Origin of the sequence: Pseudomonas sp. DTU_2021_1001937_2_SI_NGA_ILE_001 (genome assembly GCF_032463525.1) — a bacterium.
Classification (GTDB): domain Bacteria; phylum Pseudomonadota; class Gammaproteobacteria; order Pseudomonadales; family Pseudomonadaceae; genus Aquipseudomonas.
In genome coordinates this window covers 5,462,111-5,484,966 of the sequence record NZ_CP135971.1, presented here as the reverse complement: position 1 = coordinate 5,484,966, position 22,856 = coordinate 5,462,111, and the positions used below count along the sequence as shown (strand labels likewise).

Here is a 22,856-nt window from a genome sequence, read left to right as displayed (position 1 = left end):
GCGACACAACCCCTACTTAGTGGAACTGGATTTACCGAGCACGTCCTGCGCCATCTGCGGCGACAGTACCTGCTCCTTGAACGGTAGTTCAGCGGGAACGCTGATACCGCTGGCGAACCACTGGCTGGACATCCCGAGAATCAGGTTTTTAGACCAGTCAGCGACCATGAGAAATTGCGGCAGCAGGCGTGAGTCCTGCCACCATTGATCCTGTTGCACCGGCCCCAGGCTCAACAGCCCGACCGCGACGACGACCAGCAAGGCACCACGCGCGGCACCGAAGACCATGCCGAGAAACCGGTCAGTGCCCGACAGCCCGGTGACCCGAATCAGTTCACCGATGAGAAAATTGACCATGGCGCCGACCAGCAGGGTGGCCACGAACAGAATGATGCAACTGGCGATGATCCGCGCCGAGGGCGTGGCGATGTAATCGGCCAGGTAATAGGACAGTCCGGCACCGAACATCCAGGCGACCACACCTGCGACGATCCAGATCACCAGCGACAGGGCTTCCTTGACGAAGCCGCGCTTGATGCTGATCAGAGCGGAGATGGCGATGACCGCGAGGATCGCCCAGTCAACCGGAGTAAGTGCCACGTTGCAGCCTGCAGACGGATAAGGCGGCGCATTTTAACAGAGCGGCCGCCGGTCGGTAAGCTGCGATTATCGGCAGGTTGAAATTTCTTGAAACCTGCGCGCCAGACGGTTGTCTGGCGCGCAGGCCGTGGCGCGGGATCAGCCCCGCTCGGGCTGGAAGCGCACCACGATACCCTTGAGCTTCTGCTGCTTGTCGAGCTGGTCACGCAGCCGGTCGGCTTCGGCACGCTCGATCAGCGGCCCGACGAATACGCGGTTCACACCCTCGGAGGTGCGAATGTAGGCATTGTAGCCCTGGGCACGCAGTGTCTTCTGCAGGTTGTCGGCATTGGCGCGGTTGGACATGCTGGCCAGTTGCACGGACCAGCTCACCGAAAGCCCGTTGGCATCGACACCGGCCGGCGTTGCCGCCTTGGCTTGCGTAGAGGACTGGGTGGGCGCCTGGTTGCCGGCAGCATTGGCCGGCGGGGTCGGCGCGGGCTTTGCCGCTGGTTTCGCGGCAGGCGCTGGCGTTGCAGCCGCTGCCGGCTTGGTGGCGGGCGCGGTCGTCGCAGCGGCGTTGCTGGTGGCAGGTTGGGCAGGCGCAGCCGGGACGGCCTGGGTCGGCGCAGGTCCGATGGGCTGTGTCGGCGGGGTCGACTCGGTCTGCGCCAGCGGCTGCTGCTCGGGCACGGCAACCGGCTCGATCTGCACCGGCTGCATGGCCGGCGCGTCGGGCGCTGCCGGCGCGTCGACCCGTACGCTACGGGTCTCGTCCTGGCGAGTAAACAGCATGGGCAGGAAGATCACCGCAATCGCGATCAGCACCAGGGCCCCTACCATCCGCTGTTTGTAAGCCTTGTCCAGCATCGCAGCCACCTCAATCCTCAATCAGCGTGCCGATCCAGCCATTCCAGAGCCTCGGCTACACAATAGAAAGACCCGAACACCAGGATCTCATCGTCGTCCGTCGCCCGCTCGCACTGCGCCTGCAGCGCCTGAACGACGTCCTGATAGGACGTCACGCTGGCAGCAAGGTTCTGCAACGCGGCGTGCAACTCGCCAACCGGACGGGTACGCGGCGTTGGCAAAGGCGCTACCGCCCAGTGCGCCAGCACTGGCACCAACTCGGCCGTCACGCCAGCCAGGTCCTTGTCTGCCAACAAGCCGAAGACCGCCAGGCGCCGCCCCGCCAAGGGCCGCTGGGCGAGACGCCGGGCCAGGAAAGCGGCGGCGTGCGGATTATGCCCCACATCCAGCAGCAGCTTGAGGGTTTTGCCCTGCCAGCGCAGCACCCGCCGGTCCAGACGCCCGACGATACGGGTACCGTTCAGCGCCTCGGCCAGCACCTCGGGCTGCCAGGGCAGGTCCAGCCAGGCATAGGCTTGCAGCGCCAGCGCGGCGTTTTCCATGGGCAGGTCGAGCAACGGCAGATCGCGCAGCGCCAACGGCTGGCCTGTGCGGTCATGCCCCTGCCAATGCCAGGCCGTCGCCTCGATCTGCAGGTCGAAGTCCCGACCACGCAGCGACAGTGGGCAGCCGAGTTCGGCAGCCTGTTCGAGCAATGGCGCCGGCGGATCGAGATCGCCACACAGCGCTGGCTTGCCAGCACGGAAGATCCCGGCCTTTTCGAAGGCCACCGATTCGCGGGTATCGCCCAGCCAGTCGGCGTGGTCCAGGCCGATGCTGGTGACCAGGGCCAGGTCTGCGTCGACCAGGTTGACCGCATCCAGACGGCCACCCAGACCGACTTCAAGCACCACAGCATCCAGCCCGGCGCGCTGGAACAGCCAGAACGCCGCCAGGGTGCCCATCTCGAAATAGGTCAGGGTTATATCGCCACGCGCCGCCTCGACGGCGGCGAAGGCTTCGCAGAGTTCGGCATCGCTGGCCTGTACGCCCTGTACCTGGACGCGCTCGTTGTAGCGCACCAGGTGCGGCGAACTATAGACCCCGACCTTGAGCCCCTGGGCCTGCAGCAGCGCGTCCAGGAAGGCACAGGTCGAGCCCTTGCCGTTGGTGCCGGTCACGGTAATGACCCGCGCCGCCGGGCGGCTCAGGCCCAACTGCCGGGCGACTTGCCGCGAGCGGTCGAGCCCCATATCGATGGCCGACGGATGCAACTGCTCCAGATAGGCGAGCCAGTCGCCCAGCGACCTGGCGGTCATACGGCGGCCGGCGCAGGGACCTCTACCGCCTCGAAGACCGGCTTGACGGTCTTGGGCGTCGGCAGATTCATCATCTGCGCCAGCAGGCGGCCCAGACGTTCGCGCATTTCGCTGCGCGGGATGATCATGTCGATGGCGCCGTGCTCGATGAGGAATTCACTGCGCTGGAAGCCTTCAGGCAGTTTTTCGCGCACGGTCTGCTCGATCACGCGAGGACCGGCAAAGCCGACCAGCGCCTTGGGTTCGGCGACGATCACGTCACCCAGCATCGCCAGACTGGCCGATACACCACCGTAGACCGGGTCGGTCAGTACCGAAATGAACGGAATGCCTTCTTCACGCAGGCGTGCAAGCACTGCAGAGGTCTTGGCCATCTGCATCAGGGAGATCAGCGCTTCCTGCATGCGCGCACCACCGGAAGCCGAGAAGCAGATCATCGGGCAACGGTGCTCCAGCGCGTAGTTGGCAGCGCGCACGAAACGCTCGCCGACGATGGCGCCCATCGACCCTCCCATGAAGGAAAACTCGAAGGCCGAAGCCACCACCGGCATACCCAGCAGGGTACCGCTCATGGAGATCAGCGCGTCTTTCTCACCAATCTGCTTCTGCGCCGCCACCAGGCGGTCCTTGTACTTCTTGCTGTCGCGGAACTTGAGGCGGTCGACCGGCTCCAGCTCGGCGCCCAGCTCGTTACGGCCTTCGGCATCGAGGAAGATGTTCAGGCGGCTACGCGCACCAATGCGCATGTGATGGTCGCACTTGGGGCAGACGTCCAGGGTCTTTTCCAGTTCAGGGCGATACAGCACTGCTTCGCAGGATGGGCACTTGTGCCACAGACCCTCAGGGACCGAGCTTTTCTTGACCTCGGAACGCATGATCGAAGGGATCAGTTTGTCTACCAACCAGTTGCTCATGCTTTCTTTCTCCAGTACCGGTGCGGCTCCCGTGCCTGGCGCCAACGCGCCGGGCACATGCCCTCAGCTAATTTCGTAAATGGTGGCTGGCCGTGCAGCCTGCGGTCGGTGCCTGGCCAGACCTGCACGGGCTCAACCGTACTCTGCAAAATCCCGCCAGGCGCATCGAAGCCTGGCCCGTTCAATTCAAACCGCGAACACAATATGCCGGGAACAGGCTAATGGACGGCGGCAGTTTCCCAGCCGTCACATCAGGCCCCGCGCACGGCGTCGACGAACGCACGCACCTTGTCGTGGTCCTTGATGCCCTTGCTACGCTCTACCCCGCCGCTGACATCCACGGCATAGGGCCTGACCCGGGCGATGGCCTGCGCCACGTTGTCCGGGTCGAGGCCGCCGGCCAGGATCACCGGCTTGGGCAGATCCGCAGGAATCAGCGACCAGTCGAAACGCTCGCCAGTGCCCCCCGGTACGCCCGGCACATAGGCATCCAGCAGGATGCCACGGGCCCGTGCGTAGGCTCGGCAGGCCGCCAGCAGGTCATCGCCTGGCTTGACCCGCAGCGCCTTGATGTAGGGCCGGTGGTAGCCCTCGCAGGCCTGCGGCGACTCATTGCCGTGAAACTGCAGCAAATCCAGCGGCAGTGCCTCGAGGGTTTCGTGCAGCTCGCAGGGGCTGGCATCGACGAACAGCCCGACCGTCGTAACGAAAGGCGGCAAGGCGGCCATGATCACCTTGGCCTGCGCCACGCTGACAGCCCGCGGACTGGGCGCATAGAACACGAAGCCTATCGCGTCGGCACCCGCCTCGACGGCGGCCAATGCATCTTCAATGCGGGTAATCCCGCAGATTTTGCTGCGAACGGCAGACATGTCGCCGAACCTCCGTCATGGCGGAAAGCCCCGGATGTTAACAAAAGCTTCTCCGGACGTCAGCCGAGGCCGGCGAAACCCGTGAGGAAATGTGGCCCCACGTAGCGCTGCGGCAGGGCGAACTCCTCCGGATACTCGACCTGCACCAGATACAGGCCATAAGGATGGGCCGTGACCCCGCCGTTACGCCGCTGGCGACTTTCCAGCACCTCGGCGGCCCACTCCACCGGGCGCTCTCCCGCACCGATGGTCATCAGCACGCCGGCAATGTTGCGCACCATGTGATGCAGGAAGGCATTGGCCCGCACGTCGAGGACGATCATCTGGCCGTGGCGAGTGACGCGCAGGTGGTGCATCTGCTTGATTGGCGACTTGGCCTGGCACTGCCCAGCGCGAAAGGCGCTGAAGTCATGATTGCCCAGCAGCGCCTGCGCAGCCTCGGCCATGCGCTCAGCGTCCAGCGGGCGATGGTTCCAGGTCACTTCCTGGCCCATGTGCGCCGGGCGGATCTGGTCGTTGTAGATGACGTAGCGGTAGCGCCGGGCGACCGCCTTGAAGCGCGCGTGGAAGTGCGCTGGCATGGCACGCGCCCAGGTCACACTGATATCGTGCGGCAGGCTGGCGTTGGCACCCATGACCCAGGCTTTCTCCGAACGCTCCACCGGCGTGTCGAAATGCACCACCTGCCCACAGGCATGCACACCGGCGTCGGTACGCCCGGCACACATCAAGCCGATGGGAGAGGCCGCGACCTTGCCAAGGGCATTTTCCAGGGTTTCCTGAACGGTGAGCACACCACCGGCCTGGCGCTGCCAGCCGTTGTAGCGCGAGCCTTTGTATTCGACGCCCAGTGCAATGCGGTGAAAGCCCTCGGCAGCCATTTCGGCAGCCGGGTTGTCTATGTTGGCCAAGGTGTTACAGCCCGTTGGGTTGCGAAAAAGGGCGGCCATTATACGGGGCGCGCGGCAGGACGCCAGCGGTGGGAGACCTCTGGCGGTCGCGTGATGCCGACCGCCAGGCAGGACAGGAATCAGGCCAGGCGCGCGAGCATTTCGCGAGCTTCGCTCTTCTGGGCGTCGTCGCCTTCGCTAACCACCTCACCGAGGATGTCACGCGCGCCGTCGGCATCGCCCATGTCGATGTAGGCCCGCGCCAGGTCCAACTTGGTCGCGGCTTCATCGGTACCGGACAGGTAGTCGAATTCCAGGTCATCATCCAGCGTCGCCGCATCCTCGGCAGTGAAGCTTGGCTCCTCGAGCGGCGGGCTTTCCAGTTCCTGGGACAGACGATCGAGTTCGGCGTTGACATCGTCGATCTCGGAAGCGAAGGCCTGGGTGGCCGAGTCGGTCTCGATCTCGTCGGCCAGCGACAGGTCGAAATCTTCCGGCAGCTCCAGGTCGTGCTCCGCCACCGGCGGCTCGGAGGCGCCCAGGTCCAGCGGGTCTTCACCCAGACTCAGGAGCAGATCGTCCTCGGAATTCAGTTGCGGATCATCCTCGGCCAGGCCCAGATCGAAGTCTTCGAGGCTCTGCGGCTCGTCGACCGCAACGGACACAGGCTCAGACAGCACTTCATCCAGGTCGACCGGCTCGGCCAGCGCAGGCTCCGACAGCGAAGGCTCCGACAGCCCCGGCTCGGAGCGCTCGGACTCGGTATCGAGCAGCAGGTCGTCGAGGTTATCGAGGGTGACCACCTCATCGCTGGCCGGCGCTTCGAAGTCGTCCAGGCTCAGGTCGAAGTCATCTTCCGGCGCTTCGGCAGCAAGCGGCTGCTCAGCCTCGACCGATGCAGCTTCAGGCTCGTCTGTCGCCGGCTCGTCGTCGGCGAGCAACTGCTCAAGGTACTTTTCATCCAGTTCGGCGGCCATGGCCGCGGCCGAGGTGGCTGCCACTGCCGCCGCGGCGGCTGCCACGGGTGCTACGGATTCCGACTTGTTCTCAGGCGTTTCAACGACCGGTGCTGCTGCGACAGCAGCGGCCTTGACGGGCTCAGGCGCAGGCGCCGGAGCGACGACAGGTTCCACCACCCTGGCAGGGCCGATCATGGTCGGGTATTTGTCTTTTAGCTGCTCGACCTCAGCTTGATGCTTTCCCGCAGCCACCAACTTGCGCTCGTGGGCCGCGAATGCCTTGTTATTGCCCTGCTCGGCGTAGATTTCCATCAACTTCAGGCGGATATCGTCACGCGCCGGATCTTCCTTGACCGACTCTTCGAGCAGTTCGACAGCCTGGTTCATGCGGCCGTAGGCGATGTGGATCTCGGCTTGTACCAACGGATCGGTCGGTCGCTCGCGAGAGGCGTTGGCCGCCGCAGCGGCGACGGCTGCAGGTGCCATGGTGTAGCTAGGCGAGCCGCTGTCCAGACCGCCGAAGCTGTCGGCCGGTGCATTGAGGTCCATGTCGGAAACGAACTGCGACTCTTCGGCCAGAGCCCGGGCCATGCGCTTGTGTTTTTCTTCCTCAGCCTTGGCGGCACGCCGACGCGCCAGGAACAGCAGAAGCAGCGCCAGCACCAGCAAGGTGGAGCCACCGATCAGACCCAGCATTACCGGGTTGGAAAGAATGGCCTTGAACGGGTCGCTCTGCTCCGGCGCCGGCACCGGCTCGACGGCCAACGGCTGTTCGGCCGGCGGCGTGGCGGGCTGGGCGGCACCAGCCTGCAGGGCATCTTCGGGGGCGACTTCGCCAGCCGGCTTGATCGGTGCACCACTGGCATCCACGGCGGTGGCCGGAAGCGGGGCAGTGCCTGCCGGGGCGGCAGGCGCGGCGCCGGCAGCACCTGCGGCACCCACAGCGCCGGCGGCCTGCATCTTCGCCAACTGGTCGTTTTTCAGCTCCATCAGGCGCTGCAGCTTGTCCAGCTGGCTCTGCAGGTCGTTCAGGCGGCTCTTGAGTTCGGCATTGTCACGCCGTGAGGTATCCAGCGCTTCCTGGGTGACCGCCAGCTTGTTGGCCAGGTCGTTGTCGCTGGCAGCGCCGGGGCGGCCGGTCGACTTGCCAGCCGACACCAGGCTGAGGTTATCGCCGGTAGTCACTTGTGCCGGCGCGGCACCGGCCTGGGCACGACGCGTGGCATCGACCTGACGCACACCGGCGGCACCACGCCGCCCTTCACGCCAGGACTGATATTGGCGGGCGACTTCGGCAATGGCCTGGCTCTGCGGCAGAGCCGTGGCCTGTTGCGGGGTCGGCAGGCGCAGTACCTCGCCTTTCTTCAGACGGTTGATATTGCCGCCCACGAAGGCGCCGGGATTCAAGGCCTGGATCGCCAGCATGGTTTGCTGCACGGAACCGCCGTTGCGGACCTTTTCGGCGATTTCCCAAAGGGTGTCGTTATTGACGGTGACGTATTGGGCAGGCTTGTCTGCCGCCGGCGGTGGCAGCGCAGGCTGGGCGGGCGCGGCGGCCGGCGGGTTGCTTCCAGGTGCCTGCACGGTGGTGGGCGGCGCCACCGAAGGCAGCTGTGCCGGTGCGGCAGCGGGCGCCTGGGCGGGCGCGGCCGCTGCGGCGGCTTCCGGGGAGTGACGCGGCGGGTCGAGCAACACGCTGTATTCGCGCTGGGCACGTCCGTTGGGCGACAGGACCTGGACCAGGAACTTCACGTAAGGGTCCTGCACCGGCTTGCTGGAAGTGACGCGCAGCACGCTCTTGCCATCCGGGTTGACCACGGGGGTGAAGGTCAGATCGCTGAGCAGGGCCTGGCGAGTCACGCCGGCCTGTGCGGAATCGGCGGTCGTACCCAGGCTGGGCACGATCTGCGAGGCATTGATGCCACGCGCATCGGTCAGTTCGATTTCGGCCAGCAGAGGCTGGTTCAGGGTCGACTTGACCGACAACTCGCCGAGCCCCAGCGCATGGGCCATTCCCGATGACAACGCCGAAGCCGCAGCCATCGCTACTACCAGTTTACGAACCTGAACCATAGCCCATCCCTTGTTTGAAGACTCTCCGAACCCGGAGTAAGGCGTGTTGCCGCTAGAATCATTTTGACAAATCGCTGCCAAGTATCTTTTACACATGGCCTTTTATCAACAATTCCGCCACCTGCACTGCATTCAGCGCGGCACCTTTGCGCACGTTGTCCGCCGTCAGCCAGAGGCTGAGCTGGTGAGGATCGTCGATACCGCCGCGCACACGCCCCACGTAAACCACGTCCTGACCCACCGCGTCACCGACCGGAGTCGGGTAGTCGCCCTCTTCCACCAGCTCCAGGCCGGTCGCGGCTTCCAGGCAATCGCGAACCTGCTGCAGATCAATGGCTTCAGCACTCTGCAGCGAAACAGTGAAACTGTCGCCGAAGAACACCGGCACCTGGATGCAACTGGCCGAGACCTTGAGTAAAGGCAGCCCGAGCAATTCGCGCAACTCGCGCACCAGACGCCGCTCCACGGCAGCATGTCCCTCCTGGTCCGGTGTGCCGACCTGAGCCAGCAGGTTGAAGGCCACCTGACGATCATAGAAACGCGGCTCGAGCGGGCGCATGTTGAGCAGTTCGGCGGTCTGCCGCGCCAGTTCGCTGACACCCTCGCGGCCCAGGGTGGACACCGCCATGCAGCCGGTGACATCGACCCGTTGCAGGGTCAGCAGCTCGCGCAGCGGCGCCAGCGCCAGCGCTACCGCCGTGGCACTCGGCCCGGGGGTGGACAACAGCAGCGGACCGTTTGCGCCAGCCAGCCCTTGCGCGTCGATTTCCGGCACCACCAGCGGCGCCTCTTGCTGGTCGAAGGTGCCGGTCAGGTCGATCACCGAGCAACCCGCCTTGACGGCGCGCAATGCGAAGCTGCGACTCACCGCCGGGCCAGCAGCGAAGAACGCCAGGCCCACTTTGGAAAAATCGAACGCATCGACCTCTCGTACACGCAGGTTCCGGCCCTTGAACGCTACCGAACTGCCAGCAGACTCGGCACTGGCCAGCAGGTGCAATTCAGTGAGGGGAAAATCGCGCTCTTCGAGAATCTGGACAAGGGTTTCGCCGACCGTGCCAGTGGCTCCGATCACGGCAATAGCAAAGGGCTGGCTCATGGGTAGACCTCAGGCGGGAAAACGGGGGGAGCGGCACTTTACCCGCGCCATGAACGCCAGGCAATCGACAGCGCGATGCGTCTGGCTCAAGGCTCCAGGCCGATGGGGAAGAATTCGCCAGCGCTCCACACACCCAGCCAGCGCTGCCCATCGAGTTCGCGCGGCACGGCCAGATCGACCAGCTGATAGAACACATTGCGATGAATCAGCGCATCCAGATTGCTGCGCACCCGCACGTAGGGAGAAGGCTCGCCAGTATGCGGGTCGCTGTGTACGCGTAGCGGGTGCTCGGGCCCCAGGTCGAATTCGTCGTCGACCTGGGTAGTCAGGCGCAGCACCTGGCTTTCGCCCGCGCCCTGCACCTGCATGGAGATTGCCACGAACGGCGCGTCGTCGACGCGGATGCCGACCTTCTCGACCGGCGTGACCAGGAACCAGTCATCCCCATCGCGGCGCAGGATATTGGAAAACAGTTTCACCATGGCCTTGCGCCCGATCGGGGTGCCCAGGTAGTACCAGGTCCCGTCGCGGGCGATGCGCATGTCGATATCACCGCAGAATGCCGGGTTCCACAGGTGCACCGGCGCCGGCCCCCGGCCCTTGGGAAGCTGTGCCAGCAGCTCGGAAGTCTTGTCGGCGTCACTCATCCTCGACCCTTAGCGTGAAAAACCCATCAGGCTGCGAGCATATTGCTCCATGGGCGGGCCAAGCAAATCTTCGGGACGGGTGTCGTACAGCGTCAGCAAACCGCCACGACTGCGAATCCGCGCACTGTCGATCAGGTAGCGGGTACTGGTCTCGATCAGCATCATCTGAATGACACCGCTGTCGATGCCGAAGCGGTCCAGCGCCTCTTCGTCAGCCCACTGGTCCCAGGTGCCGATCCGGTCGTCGGCGCGGGCGAAACGGGTGTACAGCAGGTAATGGGCGCCGGCGCTGCGCGCCTCGGTGAGCGCTTCGTCGAGGCCCGCCGGAGCACGGGCGCGGCGGACCAGCGGAAAGAACTCGACGAAGTTGTTGAACGCCTCTTCAGCCACCACGTTCGGACGCGGGTAGGCCTTGCCGGGCGGCACGAACGCACCTTGGGCGATATAGATGAACGAGTCGGGCTGCAGGCGGAAGTTGGCGGTGCGTCGGGTTTCACTGTGGTCCAGCAGACCCGCGTCGCTGAACTGCTCGCGCACGCCCTCCCCCATGTCGCTGACTTTCATGCAGCCACTCAGCGCGACGAACGCCAGTAGCATAACCAGGCTACGCATCATTACCCTCTTCCTCCCGTGAGCCGGTGACGAAAAACCGGCGAATGGCCGTCGGATGCAGCTTCCGCGCCATTTTTCACAAGGATGGCTTCAGACGACGGCGAAAGCCTTACTCGGCAACCGGGTCGCGCCTGGATTCGCCGGAAACGTCGCTGTCGCGCTTGCGCTTGTTGCCCATGCGCACACCGATGTCCATCAGGAAGTGAAAGAAGCCTTCCTGGTCTTCCAGCACGTTGCTCCAGAACGGCGAGTGATACAGCGCCACCGCGCCATGCACCAAGGCCCAGGCCGCGCAGTAATGGAAATAAGGCGGCACGTCTTCGAGCTTGCCTTCGTTGATACGCCCCTTGATCAGCAGGGTCAGGTGTTCGAAATTCGACGCGCGGATGCGGTGCAGCTCCTCGACCATCTCCGGCACCTGGCTGCCCTTGACCACCTTTTCTTCCAGGCGGTCGAACAGCCGGTAGCGCTGTGGGTCGCGCATGCGAAATTCGAAGTAGGCGCGCGACAGGGCCTCCTTGTCCTTGTCGACATCGGCCGAGTGCAGCAGCTCGTTCAGGTCGCGCTCGTAATCGAGCATCAGCCGCAGATAGATCTCGGCCTTGGACTTGAAGTGTTTGTAGATGGTCCCTTTGCCGATGCCAACGGCATCCGCGATCATCTCGACAGTGACGCTGTCTTCACCCTGTTCCAGGAACAGTTTCAGCGCAGTATCGAGAATTTCCTGTTCACGACGGCGAAATTCACGGACCTTTCGAGGTTCTTTTTGCATGGTGAGAGGATCTGCAAGGGCCTGGATCGAAGCGACACATTATGCCTAACTGATACAAAAATGCACGAAACATCCTTTTCCAGTCATTTGGCGACGCCAGCCCTGGCTTCGCCCACGCCCGGCAAGGCTAGCGCCCGCCGCCGGCGCAGGCAACCCACACGCGATCAGTGCTCGAAAGACGGCGTCGGCGCCAGGATGAACTCCTGGTAGCCGCTAACCACCACGTAGAGGGCGAAGTAGGCAAAGATCGCAGCCGAAGCGACATAGGACCACTTCAGCATCCGCTCACCCAGCAGGCGACCACCCTGGTGGGCCACGGCGCACAGGCCGACGGACCAGACCAGCCCGGCAACGAAAAAGCCGCTCAGGAAGGCCGAGGCGCCAGCCAGGTCGGCGCCCTGTCGAGCGATGATCGCGCCACCGACTGCCGCGAACCACAGAATCGCGGTCGGCGACGACATCGCCAGGAATACCCCGCGCAGGAACAGGCTGCGATTGCTGTCGGCGCTTCGTTGCTCCTGAACCTGCAAGGCCGGCGTGGCCGACAGGGCACTGAGAATCATCTTGATGCAGAACCAGGTGAGCACCGCAGTACCCCCCAGCCACAGTACATAGCGCACCGTCTCGTACTGCAGCAGCACCGCCATGCCGGTCATGGCCAACAGCGCATAGGCCAGGTCGCCGAAGCAGGTGCCGACACCCAGCCACAAGCCCTTGGAAAAACCGCGCTGCATGGCCAGGGTCATCATCGCGATGTTGGCCAGACCGATGTCCAGGCATAACGAAAGGCTCAATAGAAAACCGTTGGAAAACTCCATGCCACACCCTCTTGACGACCTGCAGGATCGCGAAGCGCTCGTAGCCGCCCAGACGGGCATGCTTTCATCGAGCACTGACTGTTCGTTTTAGTATTCCAAAACTGTTTAAAAAATAACCAACAGCGACTGGACGACTGACCATCCTCGGCAATACTTGAAGTGTTGGCACGCACTCCCCCCAAGTGCTGCGCCAATAAGGGCAGTCATGGATGGCGCGCCTTTGTTTTTACTCCTAATGGTCTTGGCCCGGATTCACCCCCCAGAACCCGGGTTTCTTTTTGCCCGCGATTCAGGCCTGGGGCAGGCCTACGTGGGCCAGCGGGAACAGCCGGGCGAAATTGGCCGTGGTCTGCTCGGCGAAGCGTTCGTACGATTCGCCGCGCAGCATGGCCAGGAACTCGGCGACCTCCCGCACGTACTGCGGCAGGTTGGGCTTGCCACGGTAAGGTATCGGCGCCAGATACGGCGAGTCGGTCTCTACCAACAGGCGGTCGGCCGGCACCTGGCGCGCAACGTCGCGCAGCGCATCGGCGTTGCGGAAAGTCACGATGCCCGACAGGGAAATATAGAAACCCAGGTCCAGGGCGGCCTTGGCCATCTCCCAGTCTTCGGTGAAACAGTGCAGCACACCCGCCTGCGGCAAGGCCGCCTCGCGCAGCAGCGCCAGGGTGTCGGCCCGCGCGGCACGGGTGTGCACGATGACCGGCTTGCCCGTCACGCCAGCGGCCTGCAGGTGCAGACGGAACGACGCCTGCTGCAACTCGGCGGCCTCGGGCTCGTAGTGATAATCCAGACCGGTCTCGCCAATCGCCACCACGCGAGGGTGATCCAGCTCGCGCAGCAGCCAGTCCAGGGCTGGCTCTTCGCCCGGCTTGAGGTCCAGCGGGTGGATACCCACCGAGCAATCGACATCATCGTAGCGCTCGGCCAGGCTTTTTACGGCTGCGGCGTTGTCGGCACTTACGCCGATGCACAGGAAATGGCCGACACCGCGCTCGCGCGCGGCCTGCAGTGCAGCATCCAGAGAACCCTGGTGCTGGGCCAGGTCGAGACGATCAAGGTGGCAATGGGAATCTACAAGCATGGGAAAACGCACAATCACATCGTATGGGTGGGACGGTCGGCCTTCAGGGCGCCAGCCAGGTGGGTTTCGATCAGGTTGCGGGCGGTATTGTCACCGTCATTGAACTGCACGCCGACGCCTGCGGTACGGTTGCCCTGGGCGCCCTTGGGGGTGATCCAGATAACTCGCCCGGCCACCGGCACCTTCTCCGGCTCATCCATCAGGTTAAGCAGCATGAACACTTCATCGCCCAGCTTGTAGCTCTTGCCGGTGGGGATGAACAGGCCGCCATGCTTGATGAACGGCATATAGGCGGCATAGAGCACCGACTTGTCCTTGATGGTCAGAGACAGAATGCCGTTACGCGGGCCGGGGTTGATCGGCAGGCTCATTGCAGCTCCTCGGAATGAAGTTCACGGCTGAGTCTACGCCTGTCCGGGCAGCGCTGCCCACTGCACCAGCAAGGCTTCGAGCAACAGCACACGGTTGAGGTTGGCCTTGGCCATGACCTTCTGACGCTGGGCCAGCACCCAGTCCTGAATGGCCAGCACCTTGTCGCGCGATGACTTCTGCGCCAGGTACTGCACCACCTTGTGCATGTCGGCCAGGCCCAGGCCACTTTCGTCCTCGGTGAGCTGATAACGCAGAATCAGGTGAGCCCAGTCACAAAACCAGTCGAACAACAGCAACAACGGAATGTCCTTCCAGCCCTCGGCGAGCTGGGTGGGCGATTGCTGCTGCTTGAGCAGCTTCTTCACACCCTCGACCACCATTGCCCGCTGCTCACTGACGCCCTGCCCGTGCAGCTTGACCGCCAGCAGCGGCGAGCCCGCCGCCAGCACCAGCAGGTCACGGCGGGCCGCTTCGTCGCAATCGGGCAGCGCGGCCTGCAACCACTCCAGGCTCATGGCTTCGCCGGGCAGGGGGCAGGCCTGCTGCACGCAACGGCTCTTGATGGTCGGCAACAGACGGCTGGGCTGGTGACTGACCAACAGCAGCACGGTGTTGCCCGAGGGCTCTTCGAGGCTCTTCAGCAGGGCGTTGGCAGCATTGATGTTCATGGCCTCCACCGGCTCGATCAACACCACCTTGCGCCCGCCCATCTGCGCGGTCTGCACCACGAAATTGACCAGGTCGCGGACCTGGTCGACCTTGATCGGCTTGTCGTCTTCCTCGGGTTCGAGGATGAAGTTGTCCGGGTGGCTGCCAGCGGCCAGCAACTGGCAGGCCTTGCACTGCCCGCAGGCGCCCACTGCCCCCGGCTGCTGGCATAACAGGTGAGCCATGAGGCGCTCGGCCAGGGCACGCTTGCCGATACCCGCCGGCCCATGCAACAGGTAGGCATGCGCATGCCGGGCACGTCCGGCCAACTGCTGCCAGAGCGCTGCCTGCCACGGATAGGCTTCAGCCACGAACGCGCTCCAGCATCTCGGGCAGCAAGGCGCGCAGGGCCGTCTGCACCTGTTCCAGCGACTGAGCAGCATCGACCAGGCGGTAGCGCGCCGGCTCAGCGTGCGCGCGCGCCAGGTAGGTGTTGCGTACCGCCTCGAAGAAACCGCGCCCCTCCTGCTCGAAACGGTCCAATCGACCGCGAGCTGCAGCGCGCGACAGGCCGACCTCGACCGGCAGGTCGAACACCAGGGTCAGGTCAGGACGCAGCGCGCCCTGCACGAAGTCTTCGAGAATGGCGATGCGCTCGGGAGAAAGGCCACGGCCACCGCCCTGATAGGCATAAGTGGCATCGGTAAAGCGGTCGCACAGCACCACCGCACCACGCGCCAGGGCCGGGCGGATGACCTCGGCCAGGTGCTGGGCACGGGCCGCGAAGACCAGCAGCAGCTCAGCGTCGGCACTCATGCTTTCTTCACTGGGCGCCAGGAGGATCTCGCGGATCCGCTCGGCCAGCGGCGTACCACCGGGCTCGCGGGTCAGCAGCACATCAACGCCCTGCTCGCGCAGCTGCGCGGCCAGGTAGTCGCGGTTGGTACTCTTGCCGGCGCCTTCCGGGCCTTCCAGGGTAATAAACAGGCCAGTCACGGGCATTCCTTGAAATTCATTGCTCGGCCGGCTCTTCGCCAGGCGCAGCGGGCGCCTCGGCGGGCTCGGACAGGGTGGAAGACGATGCAGCTGGCGGCGCCTGTGGCGCCGGGCTGGAACGATAGTCGGCGCGACGTTTGAGCTGGTATTCGCGCACCGCAGCATTGTGTTCATCCAGATCGACGGAAAACACATGGCTGCCGTCGCCCTTGGCGACGAAATACAGGCTGTTGCCCTCTACCGGATGCAATGCGGCATGAATCGCCTCGCGACCGGCCATGGCGATCGGGGTCGGCGGCAGGCCGGCAATCACGTAGGTGTTGTAAGGCGTGGCTTCCTTGAGGTGGGCACGGGTGATCTTGCCGTTGTAGCGCTCACCCATGCCGTAGATCACCGTGGGGTCGGTCTGCAGCAGCATGCCGCGCTGCAGGCGCCGCACGAACACCCCGGCGATCTGCCCGCGCTCTTGCGGCACACCGGTTTCCTTTTCCACCAGCGAGGCCATGATCAGCGCCTGATAAGGGTCCTTGTAAGGCAGGTCTGGCGCACGATCACGCCATTCGTCTTCGAGCACGTCATCCAGACGCTTGTAGGCCTGCTTGAGCAGCTCGGCATCGGTCATGCCGCGCACGTAGCGATAAGTGTCGGGGAAAAAACGCCCCTCGGGAAAGACGTCGGGGTAGCCCAGGCGCGCCATCAGCTCGCTGTCGCTGAGGCCTGCCAGAGTCTGCTCCAGCTTGGGCTGGCGTTCCAGTGCGGCGCGCACCTGACGGAAATTCCAGCCTTCGACCAGGGTCAGGCTGTACTGCACCACTTCCTTGCGCTTCCAGCCCCCGAACAGGTCCTGCATGGTCATGCCCGGCGTCATGCGGTACTCGCCGCTGTGCAGCGGCTGGCCAGCCAGGTTGAAGCGCCAGTAAAGGCGCAGCAGGAAGGCGTCCTGGATCACCCCGTCGGCTTCCAGGCGGTTGAGCACGCCCGACGGCGTCGAGCCGGTGGGTACGTCGAGCAGGCGCTCTTCGGTCACCTTGAGCGGCTGGTGCAGGGCCTGATTCTGCTTCCACAGCGCAAGACCTGCGCCCAGGACGGTCACGACCACTGCGACTTGCAGCAATACCAATAATTTTCGAATCACGAATCAGCCACCCAGTAGTGAGTGCGCAACAGCCTGCAGTGTACGGGTGAGCGGCCCTACCGGCCAGTTCAGGCCGGCATAGCCGCGAACGGGCCAGACACCATATACGCTGTTGCATACGAAGAGTTCGTCCGCCTGCTGCAGGTCAGACATCGACAGGTCGCGGATTTCGACCACGATCCCCAGGGTTCGTGCCTGATCGAGCAGTTCGGCACGCATCACCCCGGCCACGCCACAGCGCGCCAGGTCGGCGCTGAGCAGTTTGCCATCTCGCACCAGAAACAGGTTGCTGTACACCCCTTCGATGGGCCGGCCCGACATGTCGCGCATCAGCCCTTCGGCAAACCCGGGGTCCTGCCATTCGGCACGAGCCATGACCTGCTCCAGGCGGTTGAGGTGCTTGATACCCGCCAGCAGCGGTTGCTCGGCCAGGCGGGTCTGGCATTCGAAAAGCTGAATACCCTCCCGGGCGTGGCCGGGCGGATAGGACGCCGCTGGCGACATCTGGAGAATGCGCCGGGGCATGGCGCCGGCCAGCGGTGCATAGCCGCGCTGGCTGTCGCCGCGGGTGATGATCAGCTTCATGACGCCGTCGCCTGCCTGTGCAGCAAAACGGGTCATCTCGTCGCGAATCAGCGCCAGGTCCAGATCGATGGCCAGGCGCTCGCAGGAGGATTGCAAGCGCTGCAGGTGCCGCTCGAACAGCAACGGCACGCCGGCCTTTACGGCGAGGGTTTCGAATACCCCGTCGCCATAGGCCAGGCCCCGGTTACCCAGGGCTAGGCTGTCAGCAGCCAGGCCGTCGACCCACGCGGGCATCACTCGCTGAACCGACGGAACACCAGGGAGCCGTTGGTGCCGCCAAACCCGAAGGAGTTGGACAGCACGACATCGATCGGCATCTGCCGGGCTTCGTGCGGCACGAAGTCCAGGTCGCAGCCTTCGCCAGGTTCGTCGAGGTTGATGGTCGGCGGTGCCACCTGGTCGAGCAGGGCCAGCACGCTGAAGATCGCCTCGACCGCACCGGCGGCACCCAGCAGGTGACCGGTCATCGACTTGGTGGAGCTGACCGCCAGCTTCAGCGCATGATCGCCGAACACGCTCTTGATCGCCTGGGCTTCGGCCAGGTCACCGGCCGGGGTCGATGTGCCATGGGCGTTGATGTACTGCACCTGCTGTGGGTCGATGCGTGCGTCACGCAGCGCATTGACGATGCAGCGCGCAGCGCCGGCACCGTTGTCCGGCGGCGAAGTCATGTGGAAGGCGTCGCCGCTCATACCGAAGCCCACCAGTTCGGCGAGGATGGTCGCACCACGCGCCTTGGCGTGTTCGAGTTCTTCCAGGACCATGGCGCCGGAGCCGTCGGACAGCACGAAGCCATCACGGTCCTTGTCCCACGGACGGCTGGCGCGAGCCGGCTCATCATTGCGGGTCGACAAGGCGCGCGCTGCGCCGAAACCGCCCATGCCCAGCCCGCAGGCGGCCATCTCGGCGCCACCGGCGATCATCACGTCGGCCTCGCCATAGGCGATGTTGCGCGCGGCCATGCCGATGCAGTGGGTACCGGTGGTGCAGGCGGTGGAAATGGCGTAGTTAGGCCCCTGTGCACCCAGGTGGATGGACAGGAAACCGGAAATCATGTTGATGATCGAGCCTGGCACGAAGAACGGCGAAATCCGCCCCGGCCCCTGCTCGTGCAGCAGACGGCTGCTGGCCTCGATGTTGGTCAGGCCACCAATGCCCGACCCCATGGCGACACCTACACGCTCACGATTGGCGTCGGTGACTTCCAGTCCGGCATTGCGCACCGCCTGGAAACTGGCCGCCAGGCCGTATTGAATGAACAGGTCGAGCCGCCGCGCCTCCTTGGGCGCCAGGTACGGGCTGACATCGAACCCTTTGATGGAACCACCGAAACGAGTGGTGAAAGCCGACAGGTCGGTGTGCTCGATCAGACCGATGCCACTCTGCCCTGCCAGAATGCCTTGCCAACTGCTGGGCACATCATTGCCCAGTGGCGATATCATTCCCATCCCGGTGACCACGACGCGTCTACGCGACACAGGACTCTCCTTCTCTCTCGTTGGCGAAACATCTTCATCTTTTTAAAGAAAAAACCGCACGCCGGTAAGCAGTGCGGTTTTCCCATGACAGCAATCAGCGATTACGAAAAATCAGGCCTGGTGGCTGTTCACGTAGTCGATGGCAGCCTGAACGGTGGTGATCTTCTCGGCTTCTTCGTCAGGGATTTCGGTCTCGAATTCCTCTTCCAGAGCCATCACCAGCTCAACGGTGTCCAGGGAGTCAGCGCCCAGGTCTTCAACAAAAGAAGATTCAGGTTTTACTTCTTCTTCTTTGACGCCAAGTTGCTCGGCAACGATTTTCTTGACGCGTTCTTCGATGGTGCTCATACCTAGTTTTAACTCCTAGTGGAAATGTTCAGGCATCTGGCCGGTGGGTAAGTGTATAGAAGAGGTTTTGCGCTTTTCAAGCTCAAAGCTCCCCTCCGGCTCCCCAGCGACCACAGGCCTATGAAAAGATTGCAGCTTTATAACGGATTTTAGTCAGCCCGTATGACATTTTTCTGAAACGAACCGACAAAAAGCCGTTTTACATGTACATACCGCCGTTGACCGGAATGGTGGCCCCGGTCACGTAACCTGCACCTTCGGACGCCAGGAAAGCCACCACATTGGCGATTTCCTGTGCCTGGCCCAGACGCCCCAGGGGAATCTGGGTCAGCAGGGCTTCGCGCTGGGTTTCAGGCAGCTCGCGAGTCATATCGGTGTCGATGAAGCCTGGCGCCACCGCATTCACGGTCACTGCACGCGAACCCAGCTCACGCGCCAGGGCACGACTGAAACCTTCCAGCCCTGCCTTCGCGGAAGCGTAGTTTACTTGACCGACGTTGCCCATGGCACCGACAACCGAACCGATATTGATGATCCGCCCCCAACGCGCCTTGGTCATGCCGCGCAGTACACCCTTGGACAGGCGGTACAGGCTGTTGAGGTTGGTGTCGATGACGTCGTTCCACTCGTCGTCTTTCATGCGCATCATCAGGTTATCCCGGGTGATGCCGGCATTGTTGACCAGGATCAACGGGGCGCCGACGCGCTCGGCGATGGTCGCCAGCACGGCGTCCACGGACTCGGCCTTGCAAACGTCCAGCGCCAGGCCAAAGCCCTCGACGCCGTTTTCCTTGAGGGTCGCGGTGATGCGCTCTGCACCGGCCTCAGACGTGGCGGTGCCAACGACTACGGCACCGTTGCGGCCCAGCTCCAGGGCGATGGCCTGGCCGATACCACGGCTGGCACCGGTCACCAGTGCAACTTTACCTTGCAGACTCATGCAGGTTTCTCCTTTGTTCAGGCCAGTGCCGCACGGATGGCGGCAAAGGCGTCAGGGTCAGGGGTATCCAGGTTATAGGTCACCACGCCATCGGCGCAGCGCTTGTTCAGACCGGCAAGCACCTTGCCGGGACCACATTCCACCAGTTGGGTCGCACCCAGGCCGGCCAGGCACTGAATGGACTCCACCCAACGAACAGGCTTGTACAGCTGCTCGAGCAGATCACGCTTGAGGGTCGCCAGATCGCTTACGGCGGCGGCACTGACATTCTGCACCAGGGCGATCTGCGGCTCTTGCCAGTCGATGGCCTCGACCGATGCAGCGAAGCGCTCGGCAGCCGGGCGCATCAGCTCGCAGTGCGACGGCACGCTGACCGGCAGCGGCAGGGCACGCTTGGCGCCACGCGCCTTGCACAGTTCGATGGCTCGCGCCACCGCATCGGCGGCACCGGCGATGACCACCTGGCCCGGCGAGTTGAAATTCACCGCGCTGACCACCTGACCCTGAGCCGCTTCGGCGCAGGCGGCACGCACGTCGTCGTCACTCAGGCCGAGAATCGCTGCCATGCCACCCTGCCCGGCCGGCACGGCTTCCTGCATCAGCTGACCACGACGCTCGACCAGCTTGACGGCGTCTTCCAGTGCCAGGCTGCCAGCGGCCACCAGGGCGCTGTACTCACCCAGGCTGTGGCCGGCGACATAGGCCGGCACCGCACCACCTTCGGCGAGCCACACATGCCACAACGCGATGGATGCGGTGAGGATGGCCGGCTGGGTCTTGTCGGTCTGGTTGAGCTGTTCGACAGGCCCCTGCTGGGTCAAAGCCCACAGGTCGTAACCCAGGGCGTCGGACGCCTGCTCGAAGGTATCGAGGATCAACGGATGCTGCGCCGCTTGATCGGCGAGCATGCCGAGCGATTGCGATCCTTGACCCGGGAAGACGAATGCGAGGGATGCAGACATGTTACAGGCCCCTGATTGGTTTTCTTGAAATGCGCCTCCGGTCTTGCCGGCGGCAGTGATTCGATTGGTTATGACTGACGTTTGGATGACGCTCTGGCAGGCAGCGTCACATTTTAGACGGTCCCGGCAATAACGCCTCCAGTCGCCCGCGCAAGCGTTGCGGCAGGTTTTCCTGCACCTGGGTCACGGTACGCTGGATCGCACTCTGCAATCCGTCGACGCCCGCCGCCCCGTGACTCTTCACCACGATGCCCTGCAGGCCCAGCAGGCTGGCGCCATTGTGCCGTGCCGGTGCCAGCTCGCCGCGCAGGCGGCGCAGCACCGGCAAGGCCAGCAGCCCGGCGGCACGCCCGAACAGGCCCTGGGTGAACAGGGTTTCGATGCGCTCGGCAATCATGGTCGCCAGGCCCTCGCTGGACTTGAGCAGCACGTTACCGACGAAACCGTCGCACACCACCACGTCCGCTTCGCCCCGATACAGGCCGTCACCTTCGACGAAACCAATGTAGTTGAGCCCCCGGGCCTGCTGCAGCAGCGCTGCCGCCTGCCTGACCTGCTGATTGCCCTTGATGTCCTCGGTACCGACATTGAGCAGCGCGACCCGGGGCCGGTCCACCCCTGCCGCCTCGGCAGTCACCGCCCCCATCACCGCGAACTGATAGAGATTCTCCGCCGTACAATCGACGTTCGCCCCAAGGTCCAGCAGATGGCAATGCCCGGCTCGGGTCGGAATGGCGGCCACCATGGCCGGGCGGTCGATGCCCGGCAGGGTCTTGAGCACGAAGCGCGACAGGGCCATCAGCGCACCCGTGTTGCCGGCACTGACGCAGGCCTGTGCCTGACCGTCAGCCACCAGGCCGAGCGCCACCCGCATCGAGGAGTCGGGCTTGCCACGCAGCGCCTGGGAGGGCTTTTCGTCCATCGTGACGACCTCGCTGGCATGCACGACATGCAGGCGCGCGCGATCCACGCCAGGATGACGGGATATCAGGTCTTCGATCAGGGGAGCTTGGCCGACAAGGGCCAGGTGAAGCGAGGGGGTAGAAGCGAGACAGGCAAGACTAGCCTGGACAATGCTGCGGGGACCGAAGTCCCCGCCCATTGCGTCGATCGCGATGATCGGAGCGGACAAGAAATTACTCGTCAGCGCCCTTGTCGATCACTTTGCGGCCACGGTATACGCCTTCTGGCGAAACGTGGTGGCGCAGGTGAACTTCGCCAGTGGTTTTTTCCACGGACAGAGCGTTCGCTTCGAGAGCGTCGTGCGAACGACGCATGTCACGAGCAGAGCGGGATTTTTTGTTCTGCTGAACAGCCATAGTTAACTCCTAAACGTTTGGGTCACGCTTTAATTGCGCCAATACACTGAACGGGTTGGACCGTGCTACCTCGTCCACGCTCGGTTCGGGCTCATCGAGACCCGCCGGTTGCTGGCATTCTTCAGGATGATGAGCAGGCACAATCGGCAAGGCGAGCAGCAGCTCATCCTCGATCAATGCCAGCAGATCCAAAGGATCCTCGCCCAGTTCCAACACGTCATAGCCTTTCGGCAACGATTGGGTGTTCGCACCCTCCTTCACCACCACGTAAGTACATTCACTGTGGATCGGCAGGGTAACCTGCTCGAGACAACGCTGGCAGACCATCTTCACGGTAACGTCGAGGTGGCTGTGGAAAACCACGGCCCGGCGCTCGTCCCGTTCGAAGGCGAACCTGGCCTGCACCACACCGGCGTCATCGGCCAGCGGGTCACAGAGTCTCTGCAAGCCGGCCAGCTGCACTTCACCCTCTAGGGTCGTGCCGCGATCAGCCAGTTTGCGCGGGTCAATATGAGATGGAATCGGGTCATTCAACATAGGCGCAGCATTCTAGGGATGCCCCCTTGGCATGTCAAAGGAAATTCGG

The 22,856-nt window shown here is 63.9% G+C and carries 25 protein-coding genes; all 25 read right to left on the bottom strand.

The features are described 5' to 3' along the window. Window positions 1-12 precede the first annotated feature (12 nt). The gene (locus RRX38_RS24195; protein ID WP_295474361.1) at window positions 13-600 is read right to left on the bottom strand and encodes a CvpA family protein; all 588 of its coding nucleotides are present in this window, start codon (window positions 598-600) and stop codon (window positions 13-15) included. A gap of 138 nt (window positions 601-738) precedes the next feature. Beyond that, window positions 739-1,449, bottom strand: a complete 711-nt coding sequence (locus RRX38_RS24190; protein WP_315960968.1) for an SPOR domain-containing protein — start codon at window positions 1,447-1,449, stop codon at window positions 739-741. Window positions 1,450-1,466: 17 nt separating this feature from the next. Continuing rightward, on the bottom strand, window positions 1,467-2,747 hold the full coding sequence (folC, locus tag RRX38_RS24185; RefSeq protein ID WP_295474367.1) for a bifunctional tetrahydrofolate synthase/dihydrofolate synthase: 1,281 nt from the start codon (window positions 2,745-2,747) through the stop codon (window positions 1,467-1,469). Continuing rightward, window positions 2,744-3,661: an acetyl-CoA carboxylase, carboxyltransferase subunit beta gene (gene accD, locus RRX38_RS24180; protein WP_315960967.1), complete on the bottom strand. Its 918-nt coding sequence runs from the start codon at window positions 3,659-3,661 to the stop codon at window positions 2,744-2,746. Before accD ends, folC begins: the two co-directional genes overlap by 4 nt. 251 nt (window positions 3,662-3,912) lie before the next feature. Next, window positions 3,913-4,533: a phosphoribosylanthranilate isomerase gene (locus RRX38_RS24175; protein WP_315960966.1), complete on the bottom strand. Its 621-nt coding sequence runs from the start codon at window positions 4,531-4,533 to the stop codon at window positions 3,913-3,915. 59 nt (window positions 4,534-4,592) lie between these two features. Beyond that, window positions 4,593-5,414, bottom strand: a complete 822-nt coding sequence (gene truA / locus RRX38_RS24170) for a tRNA pseudouridine(38-40) synthase TruA (protein WP_410524933.1) — start codon at window positions 5,412-5,414, stop codon at window positions 4,593-4,595. Between the two features lie 149 nt (window positions 5,415-5,563). After that, complete coding sequence (locus tag RRX38_RS24165; protein WP_315960964.1) at window positions 5,564-8,455, bottom strand: FimV/HubP family polar landmark protein; 2,892 nt, start codon at window positions 8,453-8,455, stop codon at window positions 5,564-5,566. 88 nt (window positions 8,456-8,543) lie between these two features. After that, entirely contained in the window at window positions 8,544-9,554 is a 1,011-nt protein-coding gene (locus tag RRX38_RS24160; protein WP_295474382.1) for an aspartate-semialdehyde dehydrogenase, read from the bottom strand. An 86-nt stretch (window positions 9,555-9,640) separates the two neighbouring features. Next, window positions 9,641-10,201: a DUF1285 domain-containing protein gene (locus tag RRX38_RS24155; RefSeq protein ID WP_315960963.1), complete on the bottom strand. Its 561-nt coding sequence runs from the start codon at window positions 10,199-10,201 to the stop codon at window positions 9,641-9,643. A 9-nt stretch (window positions 10,202-10,210) separates the two neighbouring features. Next, window positions 10,211-10,813 (bottom strand): DUF4823 domain-containing protein, encoded by a 603-nt coding sequence (locus tag RRX38_RS24150; protein WP_315960962.1) that lies wholly within the window; start codon window positions 10,811-10,813, stop codon window positions 10,211-10,213. 109 nt (window positions 10,814-10,922) lie between these two features. Next, complete coding sequence (locus RRX38_RS24145; RefSeq protein WP_315960961.1) at window positions 10,923-11,585, bottom strand: TetR/AcrR family transcriptional regulator; 663 nt, start codon at window positions 11,583-11,585, stop codon at window positions 10,923-10,925. Between the two features lie 164 nt (window positions 11,586-11,749). Continuing rightward, complete coding sequence (locus RRX38_RS24140; RefSeq protein WP_295474394.1) at window positions 11,750-12,403, bottom strand: LysE family translocator; 654 nt, start codon at window positions 12,401-12,403, stop codon at window positions 11,750-11,752. A gap of 289 nt (window positions 12,404-12,692) precedes the next feature. Continuing rightward, window positions 12,693-13,487 (bottom strand): TatD family hydrolase, encoded by a 795-nt coding sequence (locus tag RRX38_RS24135; protein WP_315960960.1) that lies wholly within the window; start codon window positions 13,485-13,487, stop codon window positions 12,693-12,695. A 14-nt stretch (window positions 13,488-13,501) separates the two neighbouring features. After that, window positions 13,502-13,858 (bottom strand): PilZ domain-containing protein, encoded by a 357-nt coding sequence (locus tag RRX38_RS24130; protein ID WP_295474400.1) that lies wholly within the window; start codon window positions 13,856-13,858, stop codon window positions 13,502-13,504. Between the two features lie 33 nt (window positions 13,859-13,891). After that, window positions 13,892-14,878, bottom strand: coding sequence for a DNA polymerase III subunit delta' (locus RRX38_RS24125; protein WP_315960959.1), 987 nt, complete (start codon window positions 14,876-14,878; stop codon window positions 13,892-13,894). Next, complete coding sequence (gene tmk, locus RRX38_RS24120; protein WP_295474405.1) at window positions 14,871-15,503, bottom strand: dTMP kinase; 633 nt, start codon at window positions 15,501-15,503, stop codon at window positions 14,871-14,873. Before tmk ends, RRX38_RS24125 begins: the two co-directional genes overlap by 8 nt. Window positions 15,504-15,519: 16 nt before the next feature. Next, the gene (gene mltG / locus RRX38_RS24115) at window positions 15,520-16,638 is read right to left on the bottom strand and encodes an endolytic transglycosylase MltG (protein WP_315960958.1); all 1,119 of its coding nucleotides are present in this window, start codon (window positions 16,636-16,638) and stop codon (window positions 15,520-15,522) included. A 3-nt stretch (window positions 16,639-16,641) separates the two neighbouring features. Then, entirely contained in the window at window positions 16,642-17,457 is an 816-nt protein-coding gene (gene pabC, locus RRX38_RS24110; protein ID WP_295474411.1) for an aminodeoxychorismate lyase, read from the bottom strand. Then, on the bottom strand, window positions 17,457-18,701 hold the full coding sequence (gene fabF / locus RRX38_RS24105; RefSeq protein ID WP_295474414.1) for a beta-ketoacyl-ACP synthase II: 1,245 nt from the start codon (window positions 18,699-18,701) through the stop codon (window positions 17,457-17,459). Before fabF ends, pabC begins: the two co-directional genes overlap by 1 nt. 111 nt (window positions 18,702-18,812) lie before the next feature. After that, window positions 18,813-19,049 (bottom strand): acyl carrier protein, encoded by a 237-nt coding sequence (gene acpP, locus RRX38_RS24100; RefSeq protein ID WP_295474417.1) that lies wholly within the window; start codon window positions 19,047-19,049, stop codon window positions 18,813-18,815. A gap of 199 nt (window positions 19,050-19,248) precedes the next feature. Further along, on the bottom strand, window positions 19,249-19,989 hold the full coding sequence (gene fabG / locus RRX38_RS24095) for a 3-oxoacyl-ACP reductase FabG (protein WP_295474420.1): 741 nt from the start codon (window positions 19,987-19,989) through the stop codon (window positions 19,249-19,251). Between the two features lie 17 nt (window positions 19,990-20,006). Then, complete coding sequence (gene fabD, locus RRX38_RS24090; protein WP_315960957.1) at window positions 20,007-20,951, bottom strand: ACP S-malonyltransferase; 945 nt, start codon at window positions 20,949-20,951, stop codon at window positions 20,007-20,009. A 106-nt stretch (window positions 20,952-21,057) separates the two neighbouring features. Further along, entirely contained in the window at window positions 21,058-22,083 is a 1,026-nt protein-coding gene (plsX, locus tag RRX38_RS24085; RefSeq protein ID WP_315960956.1) for a phosphate acyltransferase PlsX, read from the bottom strand. A 4-nt stretch (window positions 22,084-22,087) separates the two neighbouring features. Next, window positions 22,088-22,270 carry a 50S ribosomal protein L32 gene (rpmF, locus tag RRX38_RS24080; protein WP_009406838.1) on the bottom strand — a complete coding sequence of 61 codons (183 nt, stop codon included), beginning with the start codon at window positions 22,268-22,270 and terminating at the stop codon, window positions 22,088-22,090. A 9-nt stretch (window positions 22,271-22,279) separates the two neighbouring features. Next, entirely contained in the window at window positions 22,280-22,807 is a 528-nt protein-coding gene (locus RRX38_RS24075) for a YceD family protein (RefSeq protein WP_295474432.1), read from the bottom strand. Between the last annotated feature and the right edge of the window lie 49 nt (window positions 22,808-22,856).